The organism is Vibrio sp. R11-SG3-ISO9 (assembly GCF_059834255.1).
Genome location: NZ_JCBDGU010000056.1, coordinates 306,763 through 330,128 on the forward strand (window position 1 = coordinate 306,763; position 23,366 = coordinate 330,128).

Here is a 23,366-nt window from a genome sequence, read left to right on the forward strand (position 1 = left end):
TATTTAATGTTCTAAATAGTACTGATCATGCGCTTGCTTGTATTGAGTGTTCTGCTCTCCAGGATAGAACTGAACCAGCTTAAGATCATCAACAGATAGGTGGATCCAACCTTCTTTTAGACGAACCCAGTTATTATCTTGGATTTGATAAACGCTTGGAAAAGTACCCCAGCCCGATTCGGATACTTGTAATTCACTAAAACGCAAAACCTGTACAATCGGCTGGCTGTCCATATTTGGAGACTCATATACAGAAACCGCTGGCATGGTTTGTTGAGGCGTAAATTGATAGCAACTTATCGATTCAAGTGAACGATCAAACCATTGGTATTTTTTCGCTTCAACGTAATTTACAACACCACAATCGTTGAACTGAGTTGCCCATACCTGCCCATCCTGGAAGCCCAAGTACCCAATCGGCTCATCAACCACTTCGTTGGTCATCTGGCAACCGACCAACAGAGATAAACCTAAGAGACTAAAAAGAGTTTTGCGCATAAAGGTATCCGAATTGATATTTTATCAACTGAGAATAGCCCGTTTTAGACCGTAAGTTCTAGTCGATTACCATCCGGGTCAAGAACGCAACTCTCATAATAACCATCGCCGGTTCTTCTTGGGCCATCTAATCGCTCATAACCGTCTTCAACCAAGCGTTGGGTTAGATCGTCGACCGCTTGTTCTGAGCCCAATGAAATTGCCACATGAATAAACCCAGTGAACTGATCGTAGATATCATCTTTCGATTCAGGTACTGAATCCATCTCCATGATCTCCAATCGGCTACCGCTATCGAAAGACAAGAAGTAAGACGAAAAGCCCTTGGTCGGATTGTGATACTTCTCGTTAGAAGTTGCGCCGAAGTAATCTTGATAGAAGCGTTTAAGCACTTCTAGTTGTTTCGTCCAAATCGCAATGTGTTCGATTTTCATGGCATCTGTTCCTAATCATTCAATCAACGACAAATAGATTAGGGTAAGAAACCGGAACATTAAACAGAACAAAATAAGGCTGCTTTGTTCCTAGATTAGCATCGCCAACTTTGAAGATGAGCTAAACAACATTTTTGTAACACTAGCTTGTGTATTGAAACTATTTGCTCCATAGTCGCTTTTTTGAACGGTCAGGTCATACGCCATGTTAAGCTTCGCTAAACTACTGATACTCGCCTCTATTTGGGGTGGTTCCTTTCTCTTTATGCGGATAGCCGCCACACCACTTGGCCCCGCTATGCTGATTGAAGCCCGCGTACTTTTTGCCGCGCTAACACTGCTGATCGTTTCGATTTATCTAAAGAAAACACTCAAGTTTACTGAGCATACCCGGCACTTCTTTATACTTGGACTGTTCAATACGGCGTTGCCTTTTCTGCTATTCGCCTACGCAGCACAAACGCTGAATGCCTCAACGTTGTCGATTCTTAACTCTACAGCGCCTATCTGGGCGGCCATCATCGGCGCGGTGTGGACTAAAACTCCACTCGAAAAGCGTGTGGTTGCAGGCCTTGGGCTTGGTGTTACAGGTGTGGGAGTTCTGGTTGGCTGGGATGCAGTCAATATTGGCAGCGAAGCAATCATTCCAATTGGGGCGGCAGTATGTGCAGCGCTCAGTTATGGCATCGCCTCTAACTACACCAAAACCGCACCAAAGGTGGAAGCGTTCAGCAACGCACATGGCAGCATGTGGGCATCTGTACTGTTAGTTCTGCCATTTGTTTTCTTTATTCCTGTAAGAGAAGCACCAGACTTAACCATCACCACATCGGTGATCTTATTGGGCGCAGTCTGCACCGGCTTGGCTTACCTACTCTACTTCAACCTAATTAATGAACTGGGGCCATCACCTGCACTTTCGGTGACCTTTTTGATCCCCGTATTTGGTATCTTGTGGGGACACTTATTCCTAGATGAGCACATCGGTATCAATACCATCTTTGGCTCTATCTTTGTCATCATAGGCACCATGCTCGTTACTGGTTTATCACCCTACGCGATGCTTCAAGCAGCCAAGAGACGAAGAGCCAAACAGCCTTCATAGGCTTTAGGCCCTAATTCATATCAATACCAAAACGGCCTCTGTATTAGAGGCCGCTTTTGTTGAATCACAGTTTGAATAACGGTTAAGAAAATCACCGCTATCCCTTCAGAGTAAGCCCTAGCATTCCGTTCTCAACGCACTTTGGCATGAAGTTTTAGTGGATTTCGTTTCGATATTCTCTTTAACGTAACGGCTTAATCGCAGCCACGCAAAACCACCCGCAAGCACATTCGCGCATGATGCTGCAACAACCGCGTATATCATCTCTCCCGTAGAAGCACCGATCCATAATGCTGGAATGTAGAAGATGAAAAGACGTGCAAACGACACATTTAACGCCTGTTTAGGTAAGCCGAGCGCATTGAACACCGACGCCACCAACATACACAATCCCAGTGGTCCGAAGCTAAATGGGATGAACAGCAAACTAACTTCAAACCAGTGCTGAATAGTCGCTTCATCCGATAGTGTAGATGCAAGTAAGCCACTACTCATAGCTAAAACAGCCGCAATCACCAAGTGGAAAGTCAATAAGAACAGCGCCGATGTCTTCAGTAATTCTGGAATTCGATGATGCTGTTTAGCACCAAGGTAACGGCCAATCATGGGAGGAATCGACATAGTTAGTGCCAACGACATCACCAAAACAAAGCTCTCAACGCGTGACAATAGACTCCAAAACGCCATTTCACTGGTTCCCATGTGAGCAATCAACCACATTGTGAAAAAAGCGCTCACTGACGGCAAAATCTGATTCATGGTGGTTGGAATCACGGTTCTCACCAACTCAGAAGCATCTTGTTTGATCTGTTCGATGCTCGCATCAGACAAGCCAAACCAACCACGACCTTGCACTTTGATAAGCATGTAAAGCGAACAGGTCAGGTAGCCTATAGTTGAAGCGACCGCTGCACCAACAATCCCCATATCGAGCCAGAAGATCAAAATCGGATCGAGAATCAAGTTAATAATACTCGCACCAAGAAACATGCTGCCTGTGGTTTTGGTATCGCCATTAGCTCTGTAGATGCAGGTCATCAAGTAGAGCAGCGCAACGCTCAGTGCACTCATTAACCAAACTGGCCAATACTGATTGAACACGGCGAGCAACAATTGATACTGCTGCGGTGGCACATCAGCAATAAACGAATGGAATACCCAATCACTAAATAAGATCAGGACAAAACAGAGCAGAGCGATGGTGACCATACCCGCACCGACCGACAGTGTCGCCATAGAGCTAGCTTTGCGGCTGTTTTTTGCACCAACCGCCTGTGAGATGATCGAGGTGGCCGCAACTCCCATTCCAACTTGTACTCCAGTAAACGCAGCCTGAAATGGCAGTGTGATACCGTGCACCGCGAGTTCATTGACACCTAGCATCCCAATAAAAATAGAGTCCACTAGTTGAACCATCATGATCGCAAAAACTCCCACCGTTAACGGCAAGGTTTTCTCAATCACAATGCGCAGAGTGGTTGGCAGGCTTAGCGGCATAGTTGGGCTCTTTGTTCTGTTTTCTCAGCATGCAGTATACGGAGCACACAGAGAAAGATAACCGCCAACATTCCTGAATGAGTTTCAACGTTTTGTATATAATCCCTGCACCATTCGTGATCCGTGCATTATTTAACCACTTTTGCTCTGTAACCGTGTGACACGACAAAAACTTTGCGCAGATGATCTTTGTTATAAGAATCTCTCCAGCTATTTTTTGAAGGGTTAATAATGCAAAAAATAATTCTTATCACAGGAGCAACCGATGGGATTGGCTTGGAGACCGCAAGAGTATTGGCTCAACAAGGACACCACCTACTCATTCACGGTAGAAACCGTGCCAAATTAGAGCGCGTTGCTGCCAGCTTACGTCGCCTCTCTAAGCAGGCTAACATTGAACATTATCTTGCTGACTTATCGGTATTGGCCGAGGTTGAACAGTTTGCTCAGCAAGTGATCCGTGATCATCGTAAGCTCGATGTTCTGATCAATAATGCGGGCGTATACCGCGTCCCTGAAGTAACCACCAAAGATAATCTAGATACACGTTTTGTAGTAAATACCATCTCCCCCTACCGACTTACTCGCTTGTTGCTCCCCCTTTTCGATGCCACAGGTCGCATCATCAATTTATCTTCAGCAGCACAAGCCCCAGTCGACCTTAATGCCTTAAGTAGCCCTAATGCGGGTGATATTCACGGACCCATTTATGCACAGAGCAAGCTCGCTCTTAATATGTGGTCAATGGAATTGGCTCAATCGCTGGCAGGACATGGGCCATCAATTATTGCGGTCAATCCCGCTTCATTTTTAGGCAGTAAACTGGTTAAAGAGGCCTACGGCTTAGATGGTAACGACTTAGCCATTGGTGCAGACATCCTATGCCGCGCGGCATTATCAGACGAGTTTGCTGACGCATCGGGCCAATACTTTGATAATGACTCAGGGTTATTTAAGCCTCCCCACGCCGATGCTCTCGATGACCATAAAAACCAACAACTGGTAGAAACATTAGATCGCCTCATAGAGGCGAAAGCCTAATCGAAAACAGCGGTACGAATTGTGCCGCTATCTTCCCTCCTTTTTATCGCTTCCCCCAGCCATAAGCCGCTACCCGGTATCAGACAAAACAAAAGTTCAATTCGAGCACAACGGCAACGTAGTCTTCATCCATTGTGTCTGATATGGTGTCGCAAGAATTTCTGTCACGGATATGAGCATGACTATGAACAGACTCACAATATTAGACGGTGGTATGGGCAGGGAGCTCAAAGAGATTGGCGCTCCTTTTTCACAGCCACTTTGGAGTGCTCAAGCACTTATCGAAGCCCCACAATTTGTGACCCAAGCCCACCAGCACTTTATCGATGCCGGTGCTGAGCTGATTATCACCAACAGCTATGCGTGTGTTCCCTTCCACCTCGGTGAACAACGCTTTTCTGAACAAGGTTTTGAACTCGCAGAGTTATCTGGAAAACTAGCGCAGTCAGTCGCTCAGTTTGCGGATCACACAGTGACGGTTGCGGGTGCTATTCCGCCACCTTTTGGCAGCTACCGACCGGATCTATTCAAGTCCGAGCAAGCAAAGCCTATCGTGCAAACTTTGTATGACGCACAAGCACCGTACGTAGATTTGTGGATGGTCGAAACGTTATGCAGTTTAGAGGAATTTAGCGCAATTCATGACGTGTTAAAAGAATCAGACAAGCCTTGCTACTACGCGTTCAGCCTGAGCGACGAAACGGGTTCTGCAGCAAGGCTGCGATCAGGGCAAGCCGTGACCGATGCTATCAAGTTGGCGGTTCAATCCGACGCAGCAGCAGTGTTGTTTAACTGTTCCGTTCCGGAAGTGATGGAGCAAGCAATCAAAGATGCCAAACAGGTATTGATTGAGTTAGGCAGCACAATTGAGGTTGGTGTATATGCAAACAACTTTGCACCGATCAGCAGCGAACATGAGGCGAATGATACGCTGCAGTGTATGCGAGAACTGTCTCCAGCAGACTACCTAGTTTATGCAAAACGTTGGTACGAACTGGGCGCAACCATCATTGGCGGTTGCTGTGGTATTGGTCCTAAACACATTAAAGCGCTCAGCGACTGGAAATTAACGCTGACTGAACAATAAAGTTATCAATCACTGCCTTGCCGTTTGCCTGTAAGGCGGTGATACCTCCTCTCCTCGTTCCTATTACTGTTTCCTCCGTCTCTTAGTCGCTCATTGCTATCACAACTCTATTTGGTCCCTGTTATAAACAAGAACGCTAGCGAGGACACGCTTTATATCGCATTTGCTTGCTCTTCTGACGCCTCAAAAGCTATGATATAACATAACATCTTATGGATATATACAGCTCTCATAATGGAAATGTTTAATGACAAAGCCCGTCGATACTGAAGCTCAGATCAAACATGTCGAAAACAACTTTAAAGCGCGTGGTAAGCAGCTAACCGCGACAAGACGCTTAGTACTTCGTGCTCTGATTGGGTCAGGAAAAGCACTCTCTGCCTATGACATTGTTGACTACTGCCGAGATCATTTGGATAAGACGATTCAGGCCATGTCCGTATATCGTATTCTTGAGTTTTTAGAGAAGGAGCACTTGGCTCATAAGCTCAAGGTGTCCAATAAATACATTGCTTGCTCGCATATCCTTTGTGAGCATGAACACGGCATCCCTCAGTTTTTCATCTGCTCTAAGTGTGACAAGATCAGTGAACAAACCATCGATCCTAAACTGATCATGGATTTACAATCCAATGCGCGAGAAGAAGGCTTTACCGTGATTAGTCCACAACTAGAGATAAATTGTGTTTGTGATGATTGCCTGAAACAAGAAAAGACGTGCTGTGGAAGTGCGTAAATGAAAAAGCTGGGCAGGTGTGCCCAGCTCAAATAAAGGGTGTATTAGCACGACTTATTAGAAATTGTATTCAGCAATTTTGGACGGTGTACCGATATCATGCTTTGGTGCGACAGCTTTCATCGGTTCCATTTTCAGCTGGCCTTTATGAAAACAGAACTCAACCAACTCTGCTGAAGACATCTTCATTTTGTAGCCCACTTCCAAACGTTGGAACATACCATTGCACTCAAAATCTTCAAATTTCACTTCAAAACCGACCACCTGATGTTGGTGTTGGCCGTCATTAAAGTAAATGTTGTGCTGCGCGTAATCGGCTGTTTTTAGTAAGTCCAAAACCAAGTTTAATGAATCTGCTGTAAAGACAAGCATGACAATCTCTCTCTAAATTATTATCCCAATACGGTGTTATTGATTATTTAATTATTAACACTCGGGCGCACTATAGCCGACGGCCTTTAACAATTAAGTAACCATGCGTAAGGGTTTGTAATCTGTAAAACTTTCATTGATTTAATTTATGCATTACCTATGAGATAATTGTGGGTATTGGGACGTGTTGATCTTTCTAGCAAAACTTAGCCACGAAAGGTCAACATACCCTAGCCTATTCGCATTATGTTTTTCTTTTAGGATCCCACTCAATGTTTAAAAGGGTGTTGCAAACACTATTCCCTTCTTTAAAGGGGCAACCATCAAAAACCTCTCAAGAATCAGCAAACAATGTTGAAAGCCAATCTCAACTGCAGCAGTCAGAGGTCGCTCAAACAGCAACGTCTCAGCACACGTTAAGAGCCGATAAACCTCTCAGCCCGCATGACGCGGATTTTCTGAATTATCTATTTGGGGAATCTCGATTGAATACGGAGTCAGATCCATTCAGTGATTTCATTGCAGCACGTATTGAAAAACTACTTCTATCGCCAAAGGCGCTGCTCAATGAACTACCAGTCATGCCTGCTTCGATCACGACCTTAATGAGTGAGCTAAAAAGTGAAGATTTCAATGTTGAAACTCTATTGAAAGTCATCGATAAAGAGCCAAGCATGGCAGCTGATATGATCAAACTGGCAAACAGCGCACGCTATCGCCGCTCTGAAAAAGAGGTTACGGATCTAAAAACCGCATTCATGAATATGGGCTCACAAGGTCTGATCGAGGGTGTAATTAACGCCTATCTGAAAGAGTTCTCCCCAACACTGAATATCTACTGGCGACAATTTGGTGAGAAGATTTGGGATCACAGCCTGCAAACGGCCTGCTACTCGAGAGAACTACTCAAAGACAGCACTTCGAACGAAGACGAGTCAACGGCCTACTTTGTCGGGCTTATTCGTAACTTAGGCAAAATGATCATCTTCCAAGTGATGATAGAAGCATTCAGTCATGTTGACCCGAGTGTTCCGCCGAACTCCACCGCCTTTAAGCGATTGATCAACAGCTATTCCATCAAGCTGACCTACACACTTGCCAAGTTCTGGGAGCTACCGGAATCGGTACTTTTAGCTATCGCTTATCAGGAATCACAGAAGTTTTCAGCAACGCCATTAGCCATTGCCGTGCTAGAAGCCAACTACCTGAGCGAACTGCAATCTCTGTTGCGATCAGAAATCATCGATCTTGAGACTTTTGAGAAGCGCAGTGAGCAACGCTTAACACAGCCAAAATCATTAGCGATTGTCGAAACAATCAGAGCCAAAGCAGCTGAACTTAACGTTGCGTAACAGGCACTCATAGAAACGGGCAGTTACGTAAAAACAATAAAGGGGCTCCAATGAGCCCCTTTATGATTTCTGTAGATAGCCGATTGTCTTTAGCCTTGCGCGACTTCCAATACAATCTTACCGACATGGTTTTTCTTCAAGAACTCTTGTTGTGCTTGATGAATATCAGCCAATGGGAAAGACTGAGCCACGATCGGGCGAATCTGTTGTTTTTCGATGCGATTAATCAGATTTTGGAACACTTCAGGCTCAAGCACTGTGCAACCAAAGAAGCTTAGGTCTTTAAGATAAAGTGTGCGCACATCTAGCTCTACCATCGCACCGCCGATTGCGCCTGAGACGGCATAGCGACTGCCTGGTTTTAACACTTCCAAGAACTGTGGCCACTGTTCACCCGCCACCAAATCAATCACCACATTCACACTGTTTACGCCAAGCGTCTCAATAAGGTTCGCGTCTCGAGGAATCACTTCATCTGCACCGAGATCTAACAGTTGTTGATTCTTGCTCGGACTGGTTATCGCAATCACATGCGCGCCACGCGCTTTGGCCAACTGAATCGCGGCAGAGCCTACACCACCAGAAGCACCCGAGATCAACACGCGATCACCTTCAGCGACTTGAGCACGAGTGAGCATATTCTCTGCGGTTGAATAGGAGCAAGGAAATGAAGCGAGCTCAATGTCAGACAGTTCACTTTGAACCGCGTAAGCATGTTTAGATGCAACCTTAGTGTATTCAGCAAAGCCACCGTCGCACTCAGAACCAAAGTACCAAGGCTGAGGGAGTTCTCGACCGTACACTTCTGTTAGACATGGTTCGATCATCACACGCTCACCAATACGAGACTCATCAACTTGCTCACCCACTGCAACGATAACACCGCACACATCTGCACCTTGAATTCGTGGGAATTTCAAAGACTCACCAGACCAACTGGCATCATCAGAATCATCGCTCTTCGAGTACCACCCAATACGCGTATTAATATCGGTATTGTTAACACCCGCCGCCATCACCTTAATCAGTACTTCGTTAGGTGCGGGCGTTGGAACCGCAACATCCTCTCGGTATTGCAGCATCTCTTCTCCGCCATGGCCTAACATCTCAACGGCTTTCATCGTTGCTGGTACATCAAAACTCATAATGAATCCTCAATTAACAGCGTTTTAGCTGTGCTTTTCGCAGAAGCGACGGCTGCTTGGCCGAGTACAGGCCATGCACTTGAAACGCCTTCATGCAATAGAAATAGTGGGGTAGATAACGCTTCGTTGTGACTCAACTGCCCTAGCAGCGCTCGCACTTCATGTTTGTGGTCGAGTACGGCTTGGTTGATCAACTCATTGTCAGGAAACGCAGCGATCGCGTTCATCGACAAGCAGCCGTGAGGAGCATACTCCTCCATCCAAGCTTGCAGCTGTGAAAACACATGCTCGATACCCTGCTGCGGGTTCTGAGGCGCTTCATTAAGCAGCAGGTGCAAATAGCGTTGGTGACGATGTTCAAGTGCCCCAACAATCATTGCTTCTTTGGAAGGGTAATGCTTGTACAGGGTTCTTAAGCTAACACCACACGCGGTTTTCAGCTGTGCGACGCTAGGCTCAGCGAAACCGTGTTGGCTAAATGCAACCTCAAGTGCGGCGGCAATCTGTTCTTTCAACATAGAGCAGTCTCAATACATTTCTCAGGGAGTAAAAATAAACACTCACAAGGGTAGAATGTTTGTTCGACTTATAGGGTAGAGCGATCATTCTACCCTTGTCAATCATTGTTGATTTCCATTCGCCAACTACGGTGCCTAGCTCGTCCTCACCACCACCTTTAAACCCTTTAAAAATCATAGATTTAGCGTTTAAAATTTAAGAATTCAAACTCGTTGTCATAACTTGATGCAGATAGGTGGCTAACACGGCGGTTAACCCGCAAACCGTCAAGCCCATACCAAGATCCTGTCCGATGCCAACAAGACTCAACCCCGCACCAATCAACAAGTAGTAGAGCAGCCCAAACAGCGCACCCGCGCTACCAATTTGTGCACGATAGTTGATCAAGGCTTTGCTCAACACATTAGGAATCGCAATCCCAAATGACATAACCACTAGCATCATAGGCAATAGAAACATCACTTGGTGTTGAGTCACCCATACACCAATACCACCGACTAACAGCAGTAGCGCTGCAAGTCTCAACAGTTGTTGTGACGTGTTTCCGCGTGCCAGAAGTGCTTTGTTTAGGTAGCTCCCAATGAGCGTGCCAAGGCCAAGCACTATGCCGCTATAACCGAACTGCTCATTGCTCATCCCCAACTGAGCAAAAGTAAATGCGCCCAATTGGTAATATGAAAAAAGGGCAACGTTGTAAGCACTCACTAGCAGTGCAGATAGCAATATTTGGCGATCTTTAAGCATGCTTAAAGCAAGCGATTTAAGAGCAACGTTGGTATCAGGCTGCTTTGTTTCGCTTAGTTTGGTTTCAGACAGCTTAGTTTCAGGCAACGTAACGAGGCTATGTAACAACGCGGCTAACGCCATCAGCAGCAATGCTAAGAAGACCCACTTATGACCCCCCAATGCACTTAACTGGCTTCCCAACAACATGCCCAAGACAGGGCTGATGGATATGCCAATCCCCATATAGGCGAAGACCTTGCTTAACTCTTCACCGGTAAAGCAGTCTCTCAGCATGGTTTGCGTGACTACAGACCCCACCGCGATTCCAAAAGCACTCAATGCTCGCGCCATCATCAGCACAGTGAAACTCGTAGTAGAGATAGCGATACTCGCCGCAATCACAAATAGCATTAGGCCGAGTAACATGGTGATGCGTCTTCCTAAGCGGTCAGCCAATACACCCCATACCACCACACCAAGTGCAAATGCGCCGAAATAGACAGAGAGGGTTTGAGCCGCTTGCGAATAACTGACGGCATAAGCGTCAGCAATAGACGTCAACGCTGGGCTATAAATGGTTTCTGCGACCTGTGGAAGCATCAATAGCAGTACCATTTGCCACAATGACGGTTTTGTTTTCATGGTTGTTTCTCCGAATCAATCAACTTGACGCGCAGTGTAGAGCAACCTACCCTTGACCCATTAACAACATTAAAACCAAAAACATCAAGATTCGGACAAATGGCACTGATCACTCCCAACACTCATTTTGATGCTGACTCCATCGAGGCAAAGGTGGTCGGAATTGCAGCTGATGTCGGACAACACGATTCTGGGCTTCATCAGCACCAAAAAGGGCAGCTACTTTATGCACCTCACGGCTGTATTACGCTGACCTTAGAGCAAGCCATTTGTATTCTTCCGCCAACTAAGGCTGTGTGGATACCTCCAGGTACAGTGCATCGCGCACAAATGACTAATGTGGTTGCTTACCGTTCTATTTACTTCGACGTGGGTGAGTTTAGTTGCCCTGACACCATTACAACCGTGGATGTCGATGAGCTCCTCAAGGCGCTCATCAATCGAATGGCATTGTGGGATTGGGATATTGAACCTGAGCGAACCAGCAAGACAACAGAGCTGTTTTGGGAAGAGTTTTACAATGCGCAGACTCAATCTTTAGTGCTGCCGCTACCACAAGATCGTCGGTTGACTAGGTTTCACCAGCAAGCGCCAAAGCCTGAGTTCTTACCGCCAAGCCTAACCGAACTTGCTGACCAGTCAGGTGCGAGCACCAAAACGATGAGTCGCATTTTTAAAACTGAAACGGGCATGAGCTACCAAGATTGGCGTCAGCAGTGGCGGTTAATGAAAGCGATAGAACTGCTCGCCACCCCACTGCCCGTATCTGAAGTCGCATACGAACTCAACTTCTCGTCTGATAGCGCCTTCATTGCCTTTTTCAAACAGCAGACAGGCAAAACACCCTTGGCGTTTAATCGATAAGCAACTATCGAGTCTGTTCAATAATGAGCTCTCTGAGCCATTTGTGGCTTGGTTCAGAGTCGTAATAACGGTGCCACAGTAAGAATAGACCACCCGGCACCAGCTCCATCGGTATCTGTTTCATCACCAATTCACCGCTCTCGATATAGTCTCTTACCGAGTTATAGGGATAACACATCAATAGATCGCTTTGCTTACAAAGCTTTACTGCACTCGATATATCAGAGACGTTAGCCGCCTTGTTAATCTTAAGCTGCTTCGCTTGCAGTATTTCTAGCAATAACCAATCCCCGACACCGCCTGTCACCAGCTGAATGTGTCGATATTTTAGAAACGTCTTAAGATTCCAATCTTCCTTCAATGCGGGGTGATCTTGGCGCATAAGACAAACCGAATAGTCTTGCATCAGCTCAGCGTAATTGAGTTCAGGAGGAATACTGTGAACATGAGTGCTGGCACGTTCGTCTAACTCAAAAATACCAATACCAAAATCCACCTCACGCTTTAACAAACGCTTGTAAGTTTCGCCATTCCAAGTGGTGCTATTGATGGTAATGTTCGGAGCCTGAGCGAGCGCATTAGGCATGAACTTAGGATAGATGGCGGTATAGGCCGTTTCGACCAAGTCGATATTAAAGATGCGTTCACTGCCGAGAGGGTCAAAGTCTTCCGGAACAGAGAGCTGCTCGACTTGAAGCAATATTTGGTGGATCTTCGGGGCAATTTCGAGTGCTTTGGGCGTCGGAAACAGGCCTTTCGACTCACGTTCAAATAACGGGTCATCAAACAGAGTCCGTAATTTTGTCAGCTGTTTGCTCACCGCTGATTGGCTCAAAAACATTCGCTGTGCGGTCTTGCTTACACTGCGCTCTTCAAGTAAAACGTGCAAACAGAGCAAAAGATTCATATCGCATTTCAGTAATCGCTTCACATCAACCATGATATTCCTCAGATTCACATCAAAAATGATTTTATGTCACTTTCAATCATATCATGAAGTTGGTAATTTAGACCCATATAACCTATGAGTTAACTACTCAAGAATAATAGAACTAAGGAATACTCATGAACTTTCTAGCACTCCCTAAGATTGATCTTCACTGCCACCTAGACGGAAGCGTTCGTCCAGACACTATCATTGATCTTGCGAAGCAATACGGCATCGAGCTTCCTGCAGACCGTGATGCAGTCGTTGAATCTCTTACTGTGCCAGAAGACTGTAAGAACCTAGATGAGTACCTAGCGTGTTTCTCTCTGCCGCTTAAAGTAATGCAAACTGAAGAAGCGATTGAGCGTATCTCTTTCGAGCTTTACGAAGACGCTGCTCTTGAGAACGTGAAATACCTTGAAGTGCGTTTTGCACCTATTCTTCATGTAAACAAAGGTCTATCACTTGATACGATCATCGCAAGCGCGGTAAAAGGCATGAAGCGTGCGGAAGAGAAGTACGACATCAAAGGTAACTACATCCTTTCTGTTCTTCGTATGTTCCCGAAAGACTCTATCAAAGACGTGATCGATGCAGGTCAAGCTTACCTAGGTAAAGGCGTTGTCGCATTTGATATCGCAGGCGGTGAGAAGCCAGGTTTCTGTGCAGAATTCCCAGAATACACAAAATACGCTATCGAAAAAGGCTACCGTGTGACAGTACACGCAGGTGAGCAATGGCACGGTCAAAACGTTTACGATGCAGTGACGCTACTAGACGCAGAGCGTATCGGCCACGGTGTTCACATCCAAGGCAACGAAGACGCGTACAACATCGTGAAAGAGAAGCAGGTTGCACTAGAGACTTGCCCAACAAGTAACGTACAAACGAAATGTATTCACAAATTCAGCGACCACCCAATCTCTGAATTCCAGAAAGACGGTATCGTGGTAACGATAAACACGGATAACCGCACAGTATCGAACACAACCATGACTAACGAAGTTAAGCGTGTATGTGAAACGTTCGACCTAACCAAAGAAGATTACGCTCAAATCTACAAATACTCTGTAGAAAACGCGTTTGCTTCAGATGAAGTAAAACAGCACCTAATGAGCTTCGCAGACCAAATCTAATTAGGTTTGAGTAACGCAAGATAAATCAGGAAGAGAAAGGCGAAAGCTTTTCTCTTTTTTATTACCTATTTGTCGTTACCCTATGTTCAATATTGACTAATAAGTAGTACAGAGATGAAAACAGAACTTGAAAAAATGTTGTCAGGCGAGATCTTCGATGGCGCCGATCAAGAAATCGACCAAATGCGTACTCATGCGTTGCACGCTCTCTCTGATTTTAACCGAAGCACAGATGCGTCTAAGCTAGAACAGTTACAGGCCAACTTATTCGGCAAAGTAGGCAGCAGTATCGTGCGTGCTCCCTTCCATTGTGAGTTCGGTAAGACCATCGAAATCGGTGATGATACCTTCATCAATATGAATGTGGTGATGCTAGATGGTGCGAACATTAAGATCGGCAACAACGTAATGATCGGTCCAAGTGCACAGCTCTATACCGCTTCCCACTCATTGAACCATCTAAGCCGTCGTAAATGGGAAACCTTTTGCCAACCTATCACAGTCGAAGACGACGCTTGGATCGGTGGTAACTGCGTGATCAATCAAGGTGTCACCATTGGTGCCCGTTCAGTGATCGCTGCAAACTCAGTAGTCAACAGCGATGTACCACCTGATTGCCTCTATGGCGGCACACCAGCCAAGCTGATTCGCAGACTCGACGTTGATAAGCAAAGCAGCTAAACATACCAATAGAAACGGCCATCATTTCGATGGCCGTTTTAGTTAACCGAGCAAGGCAACACCATGCATCGCCACGACACTGGATGTGAGGATTCCCCTCATCCCCATGTACCCCTCGGGCAGCTGGTTTTGAGATTGAGGCCTGAGTTGGAGTTCAGAGAACCAGACTGCAATATAACCTGCCGCTAGCACAATAATCGTTAGGGTAGTGCTGCCTGCTCCTTGCAATAAAGCTGCCCATGCAATCAACAGAAAAACGTTACTCAACAGTAGCGCTTTGCGGCTCAAGCTTTGCTCTGGGTAGTCAATGGCTCTGCCCCACAGCACACCAGATAGGAAGCTCAGAATGACAACACTGTAGCTGACAAAGAGCTGATCTCCTCCCAAAAAGAAAAACTGAGCGTCTAACAGCATCAACAACAGACCGAACGCAAAAGGTATCAGGCCAAGATAACCTAGCCTTAGCATGGTGCTTCTTGTTTGTGACATATTGCCTCCCTACAGTTGCTGCTCAATGGCATTTACTAAAGTAGCACTTGAAGGTGAAGTCGAACTTCCGAATGTCCCTACCACATTGCCATCTTTATCAATCAGGTATTTGTAGAAATTCCATCGCGGAGCAACGCCTGCTTGCTTCTTGATTTCACTAAACACTGGGTTGGCGTCAGGCCCTGAGATTGAAGAGCGCGCCATCATCGGGAATGTCACGCCATAATCTAGATAACACACTTTGGCACTGTCTGCCTCGCTGCCTTTGTCTTGACGGAAGTCATTACTAGGGAACCCAACCACTGTGAAGTTCTTATCTTTGTACTCCTGATGGAGTGCTTCAAGCTGACCAAACTGAGACGTGAATCCACACTGGCTTGCTGTGTTGACAACAAGTAAGGTCTTGCCACGAAACTCCTCGCACAAGTTAACCTCATCCGTAGAGTTCAAGAGACGTTGTGAGCCTTTTAGTATATCTGGGCATGATGACGCGTTAGCCACAAATGGTAGCGTGCTAAGACACAGTGTGGCCAAGCTAAGTTGATATTTATTCATCCGTGTATCTCAGTTAGTAACAATATTGGTTTTACTAGTTAAGGTCGGTTTTTGATCACTTTCCACCGTGATTTCCCAACATGCTGTTTCACCTTATGTGTTAGAATTTTGAACCACAGGCAGTGCGCTGAGTCTCTGATTTAGTTAACTATAATTTAGTCATGATGAGTGTTTTGGGTTCTGAGAATGAAGAAGTATGAATTAGTTGTTCAAGATATTGTTAGTAAGATCTGCCAGAACAGCATCAACCATAAACTCCCTGCAGAACGAGAACTCTCTGAGATCTATGGGTTGTCTCGATTTACGATTCGTAAGGCTTTGGCTAAGCTCGAAGCGATCGGCATGGTCAAATCTAAAGTGGGGTCAGGTTACTTCGTTAATACCGCACTTATCGGCACACCGCTTGTTTACAACTCAATTACTGAGAACAGCTTCGAAGAGATCTCCTACAAAAAACTTCAGCTTAATAAAGCCCTCCCTGATCAACATGAACAGCAGATATTTTCACTCACAGACGATGAGTACATCTGGAAAATTAGACGCCTACGATTGATCAACAATAAAGTGGTGCAAGTAGAAGAAGCAAGAATACCCGTTCGTATATTCCCCGAGATGAACGCCGATATCATCGAAAGCTCCATTCAAAAGCATGCCTTATCTATCGGGCTTGAAATCGACAGCTACCTCACCACCTACCAAGCAGTAAATGTTTCGAAAGATGATGCTGAATTACTTGGTTGTAAGAAAAACGCTGCGGCAATGAATATTACCAATCGAGGTTTTTTAACGTTGGGAGAGCTATTTATTGTTAGCGATATCATCGACATAAACTACCAATGTACCTATCACACACCATTTAATAGCGAAAGCATGAACTACAGAGATAAGAAATAACCTTTATAATATCTAACTCTTTAATTGAATTAATTATTATTAAATTTGTAAAAATAAAAACGATAATAATCGTTAATATACACTGATCAACATTACACATAGGATGAATAATGCAATTAGCGTCAGTAATTCACAAGGCAAATACCAGTCATCACTACTAATAATCTCAGTTTTACTTTACATAAAAAAATAGCCACTGAACGTGGCTATTTGATTTAAGGGTGATTTCTATGGTGTATGAATTGCACCATCTGGGAGTCGGCTCTGTGTCCACTCGTGAGGACGGTACATCACTGGGAACTCCTGTGCCATTTCACGATCCATTTCGACACCGATACCAGCGATCTCTGAGGCATATAGGTAACCATCAACGGGTTCTGCTGCGTTCGGGAATACTTTATGAGTGTTAGCGTTGTACTCCACATGCTCTTGAATAGCAGCATTATGTAAGTGCACATTTAAGTGAGTGTTTACTGCTGCGCCAATTGGCGTCATGTCTGGCGGACAATGCCATGCGATACGCACACCGAAGGTCTGACATAGATGCCCCAATTTCAGAGCTGGTGTAATTCCACCAATCTGTGAAACGTGACAACGGATGAAGTCAATGCGGCGATTAGCAATCAGAGATTTCCACTCTTCAGGATTGTTAAACAGCTCCCCCAAGCCCAATGATACCGAGCTTTGGCTACGAATGTTATCTAGCCACTCCGTTTGGTTTGGCGGCAAAATGTCTTCTATAAAATAAGGCTTGTATTGCTCAACCTCTTTGGCAAACTGAATAGCTTGATTTGGGAATAGGCGCTCGTGCACATCATGTAAGATGTGGAATTTATTGCCATATTTCTCTCTCAACGACTTAAACATGGTTAAGGTATTGTCCATGTACTGATCTTGGTCGTAATACGAACCTTCAGTCGGGTTTTGAGTCGCATGTAGCTCCGTCGGTACACCACCATAGAAGCCTAATTGACAACGTATATGACGATAGCCTTTATCTAAAAATGAATCGACTAGATCATAAATACCTTCCATCGTATCGCTGGTCGCATGTGTATACACTGGAATAGCATCGCGAGCCTTACCACCAAATAGTTGATGCAGCGGCATACCAGCAAGTTTTGCTTTGATATCCCACAACGCCATATCAACGCCAGATATCGCATTATTAATAACAGGACCATTACGCCAATATGCATTGACCATCATCATTTGCCATAAGTCTTCAATATTATTGGCATTTTTTCCAATGAGAATAGGTTTTAAATATTCGTCAACCATGGTTTTTACAGCCAATGGTCTTTGTTGGAATGTCGCACAACCAAAGCCAGTCACACCCTCATTCGTTTCAACGATTACGGTAATGAGGTTATGTCTATCCGGTTTTGTAATAACGCATTGGACGTCAGATATAATAGTTTCTTTCACAATTAAATAACCTAAACTTAGTCAACTCCCATTATCTAACCGCGTTAAAAACCACATTTCAAGCGCTAAATTTTGGTCAAAAATAATTGGTACGTTAAGTGATTTTTTTTCACAAACAAAACATACCAATTGCCGAAAAATGGTAAAAAAATAAATTATTAGAAATTTAATTGTGATTGGGATCTCTTTTTATCCCATTGGATTAAAAACGCTTATCGCTATGATTGCTCGAGTTAAATATCTCCCAGTAACAGGTGTTGTATGCAAATTGTTGAAAAGAATGATGCTGTTATTAATAACTCAAAGTCATCACCCAAAAAGAAAAGTTTTAATGAAAATATACAGTTATTAGTCTCTGCTCTTGGCGGTGAAGATAACATTGTGAGTATCACTCACTGTATGACTCGATTGAGATTCAAATTGGCAGATGAGTCTTTGGCTGATGAAGATGCTGTCAAAGCGATTTCAGACGTAAAAGGCATGGTAAGCCAACAGGGGCAAACTCAAGTGATCATCGGCGTAGAAGTTGAAAAATGGTTTAACGCGCTGTCAGGCACACAACAATCTGACGACTCTGTCGCTGACGAACTCGAAAAAGGCAAACTGTTCCAAGGCGTGATGCGTATCGTCGCTGGTATCTTTGGTCCGGTTGTTCCTGCTATCGCGGGTGCCGGTATGCTGATGGGTCTGTTATCAGGGCTTATCGCGACCAATGTTATCTCTGAAACCTCAGATACGGTGTACTTCTTCCGCTCTATCTCTGTGGCTGTATTCTTCTTTCTACCTATGCTGGTCTCTTTCTCTGCAGCTAAGGTGTTTAAAGTTAATGAGTACATCGCACTAGCAGTTTCTTCAGCCATGCTGGCGCCACTGCTGGTTGAGAAGGCAACACTACTTAAAGACGCTGGCGCTGCGCCAGAGCTAACAGTACTTGGTGTTGTTCCTATTGAACTACTGAACTACGGCGGCGCTATCGTACCCGCTATTTTAGCGATTTGGTTGCTGTCTAAGGTGACCCCTCTCGTTGATCGACTAGTACCCTCTTCAGCGAAACCGGTATTTACCCCTCTACTTGCGTTTACCGTAACTTCAACAATCACCCTATCTTTTGTTGGTCCTGCAGGTATCTGGCTAAGTAACGGTGCTGGTTGGGTGATGAGCTCACTGCTTGAGATCTCGCCTACGCTAACAGGCTTTATCTTTGGTCTAACTCGCCCGATCACGATTGTGTTTGGTATCCACCACAGCATGACTCCAATCAGCCTCAACAACTTCGCTTTGTACGGTAAGGATCTGCTAATGCCAATCATGTGTCTGGGTAACATGGCGATTGCGGGCGCAACCATGGCTATCTGGCACAAACAACGTAAGTATGTTTCTAAAGAGCAGTCTTCAATTACTGCGGGTTCAAGTGTCACAGCTATCTTGGGTATCACAGAGCCGGCTCTGTTTGGCGTTCTAACCAAGTACACCAAAGCAATGATGACTGCGAGTCTAGCAGCGGGCGTCTTCGGTGCTATCTCTGTAACGATTGACACTCACCTAACGAGCTACATTCTATCTTCGGTATTCAGCTTGCCTGCTTACCTAGCTAGCGGTACTCAGAACTTTGTTCAAGCACTAATGGGCGTAGTAGGTGTATTCGCACTTTCTTATGTTCTGACCATGCTACTTGTAAAGCTCGACAATAAGTAAATCCCCCTGCCTCACCACTGTGGGGTTAAACGAGCCAAGCGTGATCGTCGCTCCTGATGATCACGCTTTACTTTTCTAACCTTCATTCTAAGTTTTTCTTTCTAAGGTTTACTCTATGACCCATATCGCAATCATCGGCGAATGCATGATTGAGCTAAATGGTGCGCCCTTTGGCAACATGCTCCAAAGCTATGGCGGAGACACACTGAACGCCGCGATATATTTGAACCGCAGCCTCAAACAAGATGTGGCTTTTTCTAACGTTCGTACAAGCTACGTAACCGCGCTTGGCACCGATTCAATCAGCCAAGAAATGACCCGTCGTTGGCAAAATGAAGGGATATCAACAGACTTGGTACTAAGCGACCCAAAACGTTCTCCAGGGCTCTACCTAATTCAATTGGACGATGAGGGCGAGCGCACCTTTCTGTATTGGCGCAATGACTCCGCGGCACGCTATATGGTTCAACACCCTGAATTTACGGATGTAATGACTCAGCTTAATAATGCTGACATGGTCTTTTTCAGCGGCATTTCTCTGGCTATTTTGCCTGACGCAGACCGAATTGAACTGCTAGCCAAAATAGACAAGTTGCATAACAACGGCGTTAAGACTGCATTTGATAGCAATTTCCGCCCGAAGCTTTGGCAAAGCATCTCTGCAACCAAAGAAGCGTACTTACTTGCTTATCAAGCGACCGACATTGCACTCGTTACCTTCGATGACGAACAGTTGATTTGGCAAGACAAAACGCCGCAAGACACAATTGCTAGACTGCATAAACTCGGCGTACAAATCGTAGTCGTTAAGATGGGGTCTGAGGGCTGCTTGATCAGCGAAAATCCAAACCAAGATCCTGTCGCTATCCCAACAAAACCGGTGACCAGCGTGGTTGATACGACCTCTGCGGGAGACTCTTTTAATGGTGGATTCCTTGCATGTTACCTAACGGGCGGAAGCGTTGCACAAGCATGTCAACATGGTAACGCGCTGGCTGGGTTAGTCATCCAGCATCATGGAGCAATCATCCCACAATCTGTCACAGATACTCTTTCTACTCTTATCGAGAAATAAACTCATGCCAACTATTAACGATCAATTAAAAGCACTAAAAGTAATTCCAGTTATCGCCATCGACAACGCGCAAGATATTATTCCACTTGGCAAAGTGTTAGCAGAAAACGGCCTACCTGCGGCTGAAATCACGTTCCGCTCTGACGCGGCGGTTGAAGCCATTCGCCTACTTCGCGAAGCACAACCTGACATGCTGATCGGCGCAGGGACTATCATCAATGGTGAGCAAGCTTTAGCGGCCAAAGAGGCGGGCGCAACCTTTGTCGTATCACCTGGCTTTAACCCAAATACTGCAAAAGCTTGCCAAGCAATTGGTATCGACATTATCCCTGGGGTGAACAACCCAAGCACAGTCGAGGCTGCTCTAGAAATGGGGTTAACAACACTCAAATTCTTCCCTGCAGAGGCTTCTGGTGGCATTAGTATGGTCAAGTCATTGGTTGGTCCATACGGTAATATCCGACTTATGCCAACGGGCGGAATTACACCAAGTAACATCGACAACTATTTAGCGGTGCCAGAAGTACTTGCTTGCGGAGGGACATGGATGGTGGATAAAAAGTTGGTAGAGAACCAGCGATGGGACGAGATTGCTCGCTTAACCCGCGAAATTGTTGAACAAGTAAAACGCTAAACAAAGAGAGGCCAGACCCTGTGAGGTTCTGGCCTTGTTACCTTTGCTCGGCTCTCGATACCTTACCAACAGTCACTTCAATTAGTACCGCTATCAGCTGTTTAGATAAGGGGCCACCAGCTGTCGGATGTTAACATTGGCGCCAATTCTCGCAGCCAGCAGATACATGCCTCCAATCTTTCTGTGTAAGAACAGGGCGTCAGCTGGAGGCGTGTGCCAATACTCTTGCTCCATACTCAAAATCGTTCCAGCCTCTCGCAGTCGCTTGGCGAGATCACTGCTCTTAAAGTCATACTCACCTTCAACCAACATAGGCTCACAGGCCATTTTCACGAGGTTCAATACCGCTTGTCGTTGGCTATCAACAATGGTGTCACTAAAGAAGCCAATGTCTTCCAAAGCCCGATTAAGACCTATTTCATCGCCTTCAATCACAGAGCGAAACACCTGACGATAACCGTTACTGAATTTGTCGCTATATTCTCGCGTCGCTCCAAAATCAAGCAGGCCGATCTGGTTGGTTTTTTCGTTGTAGAGATAGTTAGCGAAGTTAGGGTCGGTTTGCACCATCTTGAGTTCAAACAGCTCCTTAAACAGCAGTTCAAGCAAGCTATTCATAACAAAATCGCGCGTTTCCTGTGACGCATGCTCTACCGACTCGACCGATTGCCCTTCAATAAACTCCATCGCAAGCACTGCATCAGAAGAGCTCGGTAGATGAACTTTCGGTACAACAAAATGAGCATCGGCTTGCAGCGCTTGATGGTAACGTATCGCGAATTGTGCCTCTCGTTGATAGTCGGCTTCATCATGCAGCTGCTTCTTCGCTTCTTCCAACAAGCCCTTATAATCCACTGATTCTGGAATCAATCCGACAACTTTGAGCAAGGTGCCAACGTTATCAACGTCGCTATCAATACTCTTGCGAATACCGGGATATTGCACCTTCACCGCCAACTTATCACCCGCGTCACTGTACGCTTGATGCACCTGTCCAATTGAGGCGCTCGCGATAGGCTTGAAGTTAAAAGCGATGTATTCCGACTTCCAATCAGATCCTAGTGAATTTTCAAGAACCTGATTCAGTTGTTTGGAAGGAAGCGGGTCCGCATCCGAGCGCAGCCTACTTAATATGTCCGCAAGTTCCGGTTCAAGAACATCACCGGCATCCATCGACAGCATTTGGCCAAGCTTCATTGCCGCTCCTCGAAGATGCGCAAGTTGCTCGGTAAGACGACCGATATTCTGTGGTGTCAGCAATAAGTCGCGTGCTTTCGGCCGATTACCTTGCACTATTTGCTTTGTCCCTTCAGTTAATACGTTTCCAGCAACACGAGTCGCCAGCGACGCAAACTTACCGAAACGTGAAATTCTGTGGGTTGGGACATTCCTTTCTTTTGCCGACATAAAGACTCCGTCAAAGTTAACTGCTCAGTATACGAACAGAAAAGTACTTTGGATGATTGCAAATACGATTATTTACATGAGTTGCGTATCCCCCAAAAAGTCAAACTCATACATAGGGAGATTTTATAAAACACCCTACCAAATCAAAGAGTCACTTGCAGTAATTAATAGGTTTAATGACATAGGCTTAGCGCTCATTAATGAAAGGTAGCTTTACTTTCAAACACACTCTGAAAGCTGATATTAAAGTCATTTACTTGATCAAGCCAAGCGCCATAAGGCTTTGAAAATTAACAAATCTATCGATTATCTTTCTAATTCAAACAGTAGAAACGTGATATTCAGTCACGGACTTAAATTCTCTCTCAAATCCCTTTGCAAAGGTCGGAGATCTGACCTAACTTCAATTATGTGCAAAGTAGCATA

Annotated in this window: 24 protein-coding genes; 12 read left to right on the forward strand and 12 right to left on the reverse strand. The window is 45.3% G+C overall.

The genetic code is table 11. The features are described 5' to 3' along the window. Positions 1 to 3: 3 nt before the first annotated feature. Positions 4 to 498, reverse strand: a complete 495-nt coding sequence (locus tag AC6R05_RS22310) for a hypothetical protein (RefSeq protein WP_500648672.1) — start codon at positions 496 to 498, stop codon at positions 4 to 6. A gap of 44 nt (positions 499 to 542) precedes the next feature. Beyond that, positions 543 to 932, reverse strand: coding sequence for a VOC family protein (locus AC6R05_RS22315; RefSeq protein ID WP_032553847.1), 390 nt, complete (start codon positions 930 to 932; stop codon positions 543 to 545). 265 nt (positions 933 to 1,197) lie between these two features. Between AC6R05_RS22315 and AC6R05_RS22320 the strand changes: the two genes are divergently transcribed. Further along, entirely contained in the window at positions 1,198 to 2,037 is an 840-nt protein-coding gene (locus tag AC6R05_RS22320; protein WP_263641661.1) for a DMT family transporter, read from the forward strand. A gap of 117 nt (positions 2,038 to 2,154) precedes the next feature. Here the strand turns inward: AC6R05_RS22320 and AC6R05_RS22325 are convergent, their stop codons facing one another. After that, positions 2,155 to 3,534 (reverse strand): MATE family efflux transporter, encoded by a 1,380-nt coding sequence (locus AC6R05_RS22325; RefSeq protein ID WP_500648673.1) that lies wholly within the window; start codon positions 3,532 to 3,534, stop codon positions 2,155 to 2,157. Between the two features lie 231 nt (positions 3,535 to 3,765). Here AC6R05_RS22325 and AC6R05_RS22330 point away from each other — a divergent pair, with 231 nt between their 5' ends. The 3 genes from AC6R05_RS22330 (at position 3,766) to AC6R05_RS22340 (ending at position 6,398) form a co-directional block, all read left to right on the forward strand. Further along, complete coding sequence (locus AC6R05_RS22330; RefSeq protein ID WP_150869854.1) at positions 3,766 to 4,575, forward strand: SDR family NAD(P)-dependent oxidoreductase; 810 nt, start codon at positions 3,766 to 3,768, stop codon at positions 4,573 to 4,575. A gap of 184 nt (positions 4,576 to 4,759) precedes the next feature. Then, positions 4,760 to 5,662 (forward strand): homocysteine S-methyltransferase family protein, encoded by a 903-nt coding sequence (locus AC6R05_RS22335; RefSeq protein ID WP_500648674.1) that lies wholly within the window; start codon positions 4,760 to 4,762, stop codon positions 5,660 to 5,662. A 247-nt stretch (positions 5,663 to 5,909) separates the two neighbouring features. After that, positions 5,910 to 6,398, forward strand: coding sequence for a Fur family transcriptional regulator (locus AC6R05_RS22340; RefSeq protein WP_500648675.1), 489 nt, complete (start codon positions 5,910 to 5,912; stop codon positions 6,396 to 6,398). Positions 6,399 to 6,455: 57 nt separating this feature from the next. Here AC6R05_RS22340 and AC6R05_RS22345 read toward each other — a convergent pair whose 3' ends face one another. After that, positions 6,456 to 6,770 carry a hypothetical protein gene (locus AC6R05_RS22345; RefSeq protein ID WP_500648676.1) on the reverse strand — a complete coding sequence of 105 codons (315 nt, stop codon included), beginning with the start codon at positions 6,768 to 6,770 and terminating at the stop codon, positions 6,456 to 6,458. Between the two features lie 272 nt (positions 6,771 to 7,042). Between AC6R05_RS22345 and AC6R05_RS22350 the strand changes: the two genes are divergently transcribed. Further along, positions 7,043 to 8,122 carry an HDOD domain-containing protein gene (locus AC6R05_RS22350; RefSeq protein WP_500648677.1) on the forward strand — a complete coding sequence of 360 codons (1,080 nt, stop codon included), beginning with the start codon at positions 7,043 to 7,045 and terminating at the stop codon, positions 8,120 to 8,122. An 89-nt stretch (positions 8,123 to 8,211) separates the two neighbouring features. On the opposite strand, the gene AC6R05_RS22355 is transcribed toward AC6R05_RS22350, so the two are convergent. From AC6R05_RS22355 to AC6R05_RS22365, 3 genes are all read right to left on the reverse strand, one after another. Continuing rightward, positions 8,212 to 9,267, reverse strand: coding sequence for an alcohol dehydrogenase family protein (locus AC6R05_RS22355; protein WP_500648678.1), 1,056 nt, complete (start codon positions 9,265 to 9,267; stop codon positions 8,212 to 8,214). Further along, positions 9,264 to 9,785 (reverse strand): TetR/AcrR family transcriptional regulator, encoded by a 522-nt coding sequence (locus AC6R05_RS22360; RefSeq protein WP_500648679.1) that lies wholly within the window; start codon positions 9,783 to 9,785, stop codon positions 9,264 to 9,266. Before AC6R05_RS22360 ends, AC6R05_RS22355 begins: the two co-directional genes overlap by 4 nt. Before the next feature lie 196 nt (positions 9,786 to 9,981). Then, positions 9,982 to 11,154, reverse strand: coding sequence for a multidrug effflux MFS transporter (locus AC6R05_RS22365; RefSeq protein WP_500648680.1), 1,173 nt, complete (start codon positions 11,152 to 11,154; stop codon positions 9,982 to 9,984). A gap of 99 nt (positions 11,155 to 11,253) precedes the next feature. Between AC6R05_RS22365 and AC6R05_RS22370 the strand changes: the two genes are divergently transcribed. Then, entirely contained in the window at positions 11,254 to 12,018 is a 765-nt protein-coding gene (locus AC6R05_RS22370; protein ID WP_500648681.1) for an AraC family transcriptional regulator, read from the forward strand. Between the two features lie 4 nt (positions 12,019 to 12,022). Here the strand turns inward: AC6R05_RS22370 and AC6R05_RS22375 are convergent, their stop codons facing one another. Further along, positions 12,023 to 12,958 carry a LysR family transcriptional regulator gene (locus AC6R05_RS22375; RefSeq protein WP_500648682.1) on the reverse strand — a complete coding sequence of 312 codons (936 nt, stop codon included), beginning with the start codon at positions 12,956 to 12,958 and terminating at the stop codon, positions 12,023 to 12,025. A 125-nt stretch (positions 12,959 to 13,083) separates the two neighbouring features. Between AC6R05_RS22375 and add the strand changes: the two genes are divergently transcribed. Together add and AC6R05_RS22385 are read left to right on the forward strand one after the other, a co-directional pair. After that, positions 13,084 to 14,082 carry an adenosine deaminase gene (gene add / locus AC6R05_RS22380; RefSeq protein WP_285402688.1) on the forward strand — a complete coding sequence of 333 codons (999 nt, stop codon included), beginning with the start codon at positions 13,084 to 13,086 and terminating at the stop codon, positions 14,080 to 14,082. Positions 14,083 to 14,196: 114 nt separating this feature from the next. Beyond that, positions 14,197 to 14,763: a sugar O-acetyltransferase gene (locus AC6R05_RS22385; protein ID WP_500648683.1), complete on the forward strand. Its 567-nt coding sequence runs from the start codon at positions 14,197 to 14,199 to the stop codon at positions 14,761 to 14,763. Positions 14,764 to 14,805: 42 nt separating this feature from the next. On the opposite strand, the gene AC6R05_RS22390 is transcribed toward AC6R05_RS22385, so the two are convergent. Together AC6R05_RS22390 and AC6R05_RS22395 are read right to left on the reverse strand one after the other, a co-directional pair. Next, the gene (locus AC6R05_RS22390) at positions 14,806 to 15,252 is read right to left on the reverse strand and encodes a DUF3429 domain-containing protein (RefSeq protein WP_500648684.1); all 447 of its coding nucleotides are present in this window, start codon (positions 15,250 to 15,252) and stop codon (positions 14,806 to 14,808) included. 9 nt (positions 15,253 to 15,261) lie between these two features. Then, positions 15,262 to 15,807 carry a glutathione peroxidase gene (locus AC6R05_RS22395; protein ID WP_050487512.1) on the reverse strand — a complete coding sequence of 182 codons (546 nt, stop codon included), beginning with the start codon at positions 15,805 to 15,807 and terminating at the stop codon, positions 15,262 to 15,264. Positions 15,808 to 15,993: 186 nt separating this feature from the next. Here AC6R05_RS22395 and AC6R05_RS22400 point away from each other — a divergent pair, with 186 nt between their 5' ends. After that, positions 15,994 to 16,701, forward strand: a complete 708-nt coding sequence (locus tag AC6R05_RS22400) for a GntR family transcriptional regulator (protein WP_500648685.1) — start codon at positions 15,994 to 15,996, stop codon at positions 16,699 to 16,701. A 228-nt stretch (positions 16,702 to 16,929) separates the two neighbouring features. On the opposite strand, the gene AC6R05_RS22405 is transcribed toward AC6R05_RS22400, so the two are convergent. After that, the gene (locus tag AC6R05_RS22405; protein WP_500648686.1) at positions 16,930 to 18,129 is read right to left on the reverse strand and encodes an enolase C-terminal domain-like protein; all 1,200 of its coding nucleotides are present in this window, start codon (positions 18,127 to 18,129) and stop codon (positions 16,930 to 16,932) included. A 261-nt stretch (positions 18,130 to 18,390) separates the two neighbouring features. Between AC6R05_RS22405 and AC6R05_RS22410 the strand changes: the two genes are divergently transcribed. From AC6R05_RS22410 to AC6R05_RS22420, 3 genes are all read left to right on the forward strand, one after another. Further along, positions 18,391 to 19,824, forward strand: coding sequence for a PTS transporter subunit EIIC (locus AC6R05_RS22410; protein ID WP_500648687.1), 1,434 nt, complete (start codon positions 18,391 to 18,393; stop codon positions 19,822 to 19,824). Positions 19,825 to 19,939: 115 nt separating this feature from the next. Then, a complete protein-coding gene (locus tag AC6R05_RS22415) occupies positions 19,940 to 20,899 on the forward strand; it encodes a sugar kinase (RefSeq protein WP_500648688.1) in 960 nt (319 codons plus the stop codon). Positions 20,900 to 20,903: 4 nt separating this feature from the next. Beyond that, entirely contained in the window at positions 20,904 to 21,533 is a 630-nt protein-coding gene (locus AC6R05_RS22420) for a bifunctional 4-hydroxy-2-oxoglutarate aldolase/2-dehydro-3-deoxy-phosphogluconate aldolase (protein WP_500648689.1), read from the forward strand. 93 nt (positions 21,534 to 21,626) lie between these two features. Here AC6R05_RS22420 and AC6R05_RS22425 read toward each other — a convergent pair whose 3' ends face one another. After that, positions 21,627 to 22,940 (reverse strand): ABC1 kinase family protein, encoded by a 1,314-nt coding sequence (locus AC6R05_RS22425; RefSeq protein WP_500648690.1) that lies wholly within the window; start codon positions 22,938 to 22,940, stop codon positions 21,627 to 21,629. Positions 22,941 to 23,366: the final 426 nt, after the last annotated feature.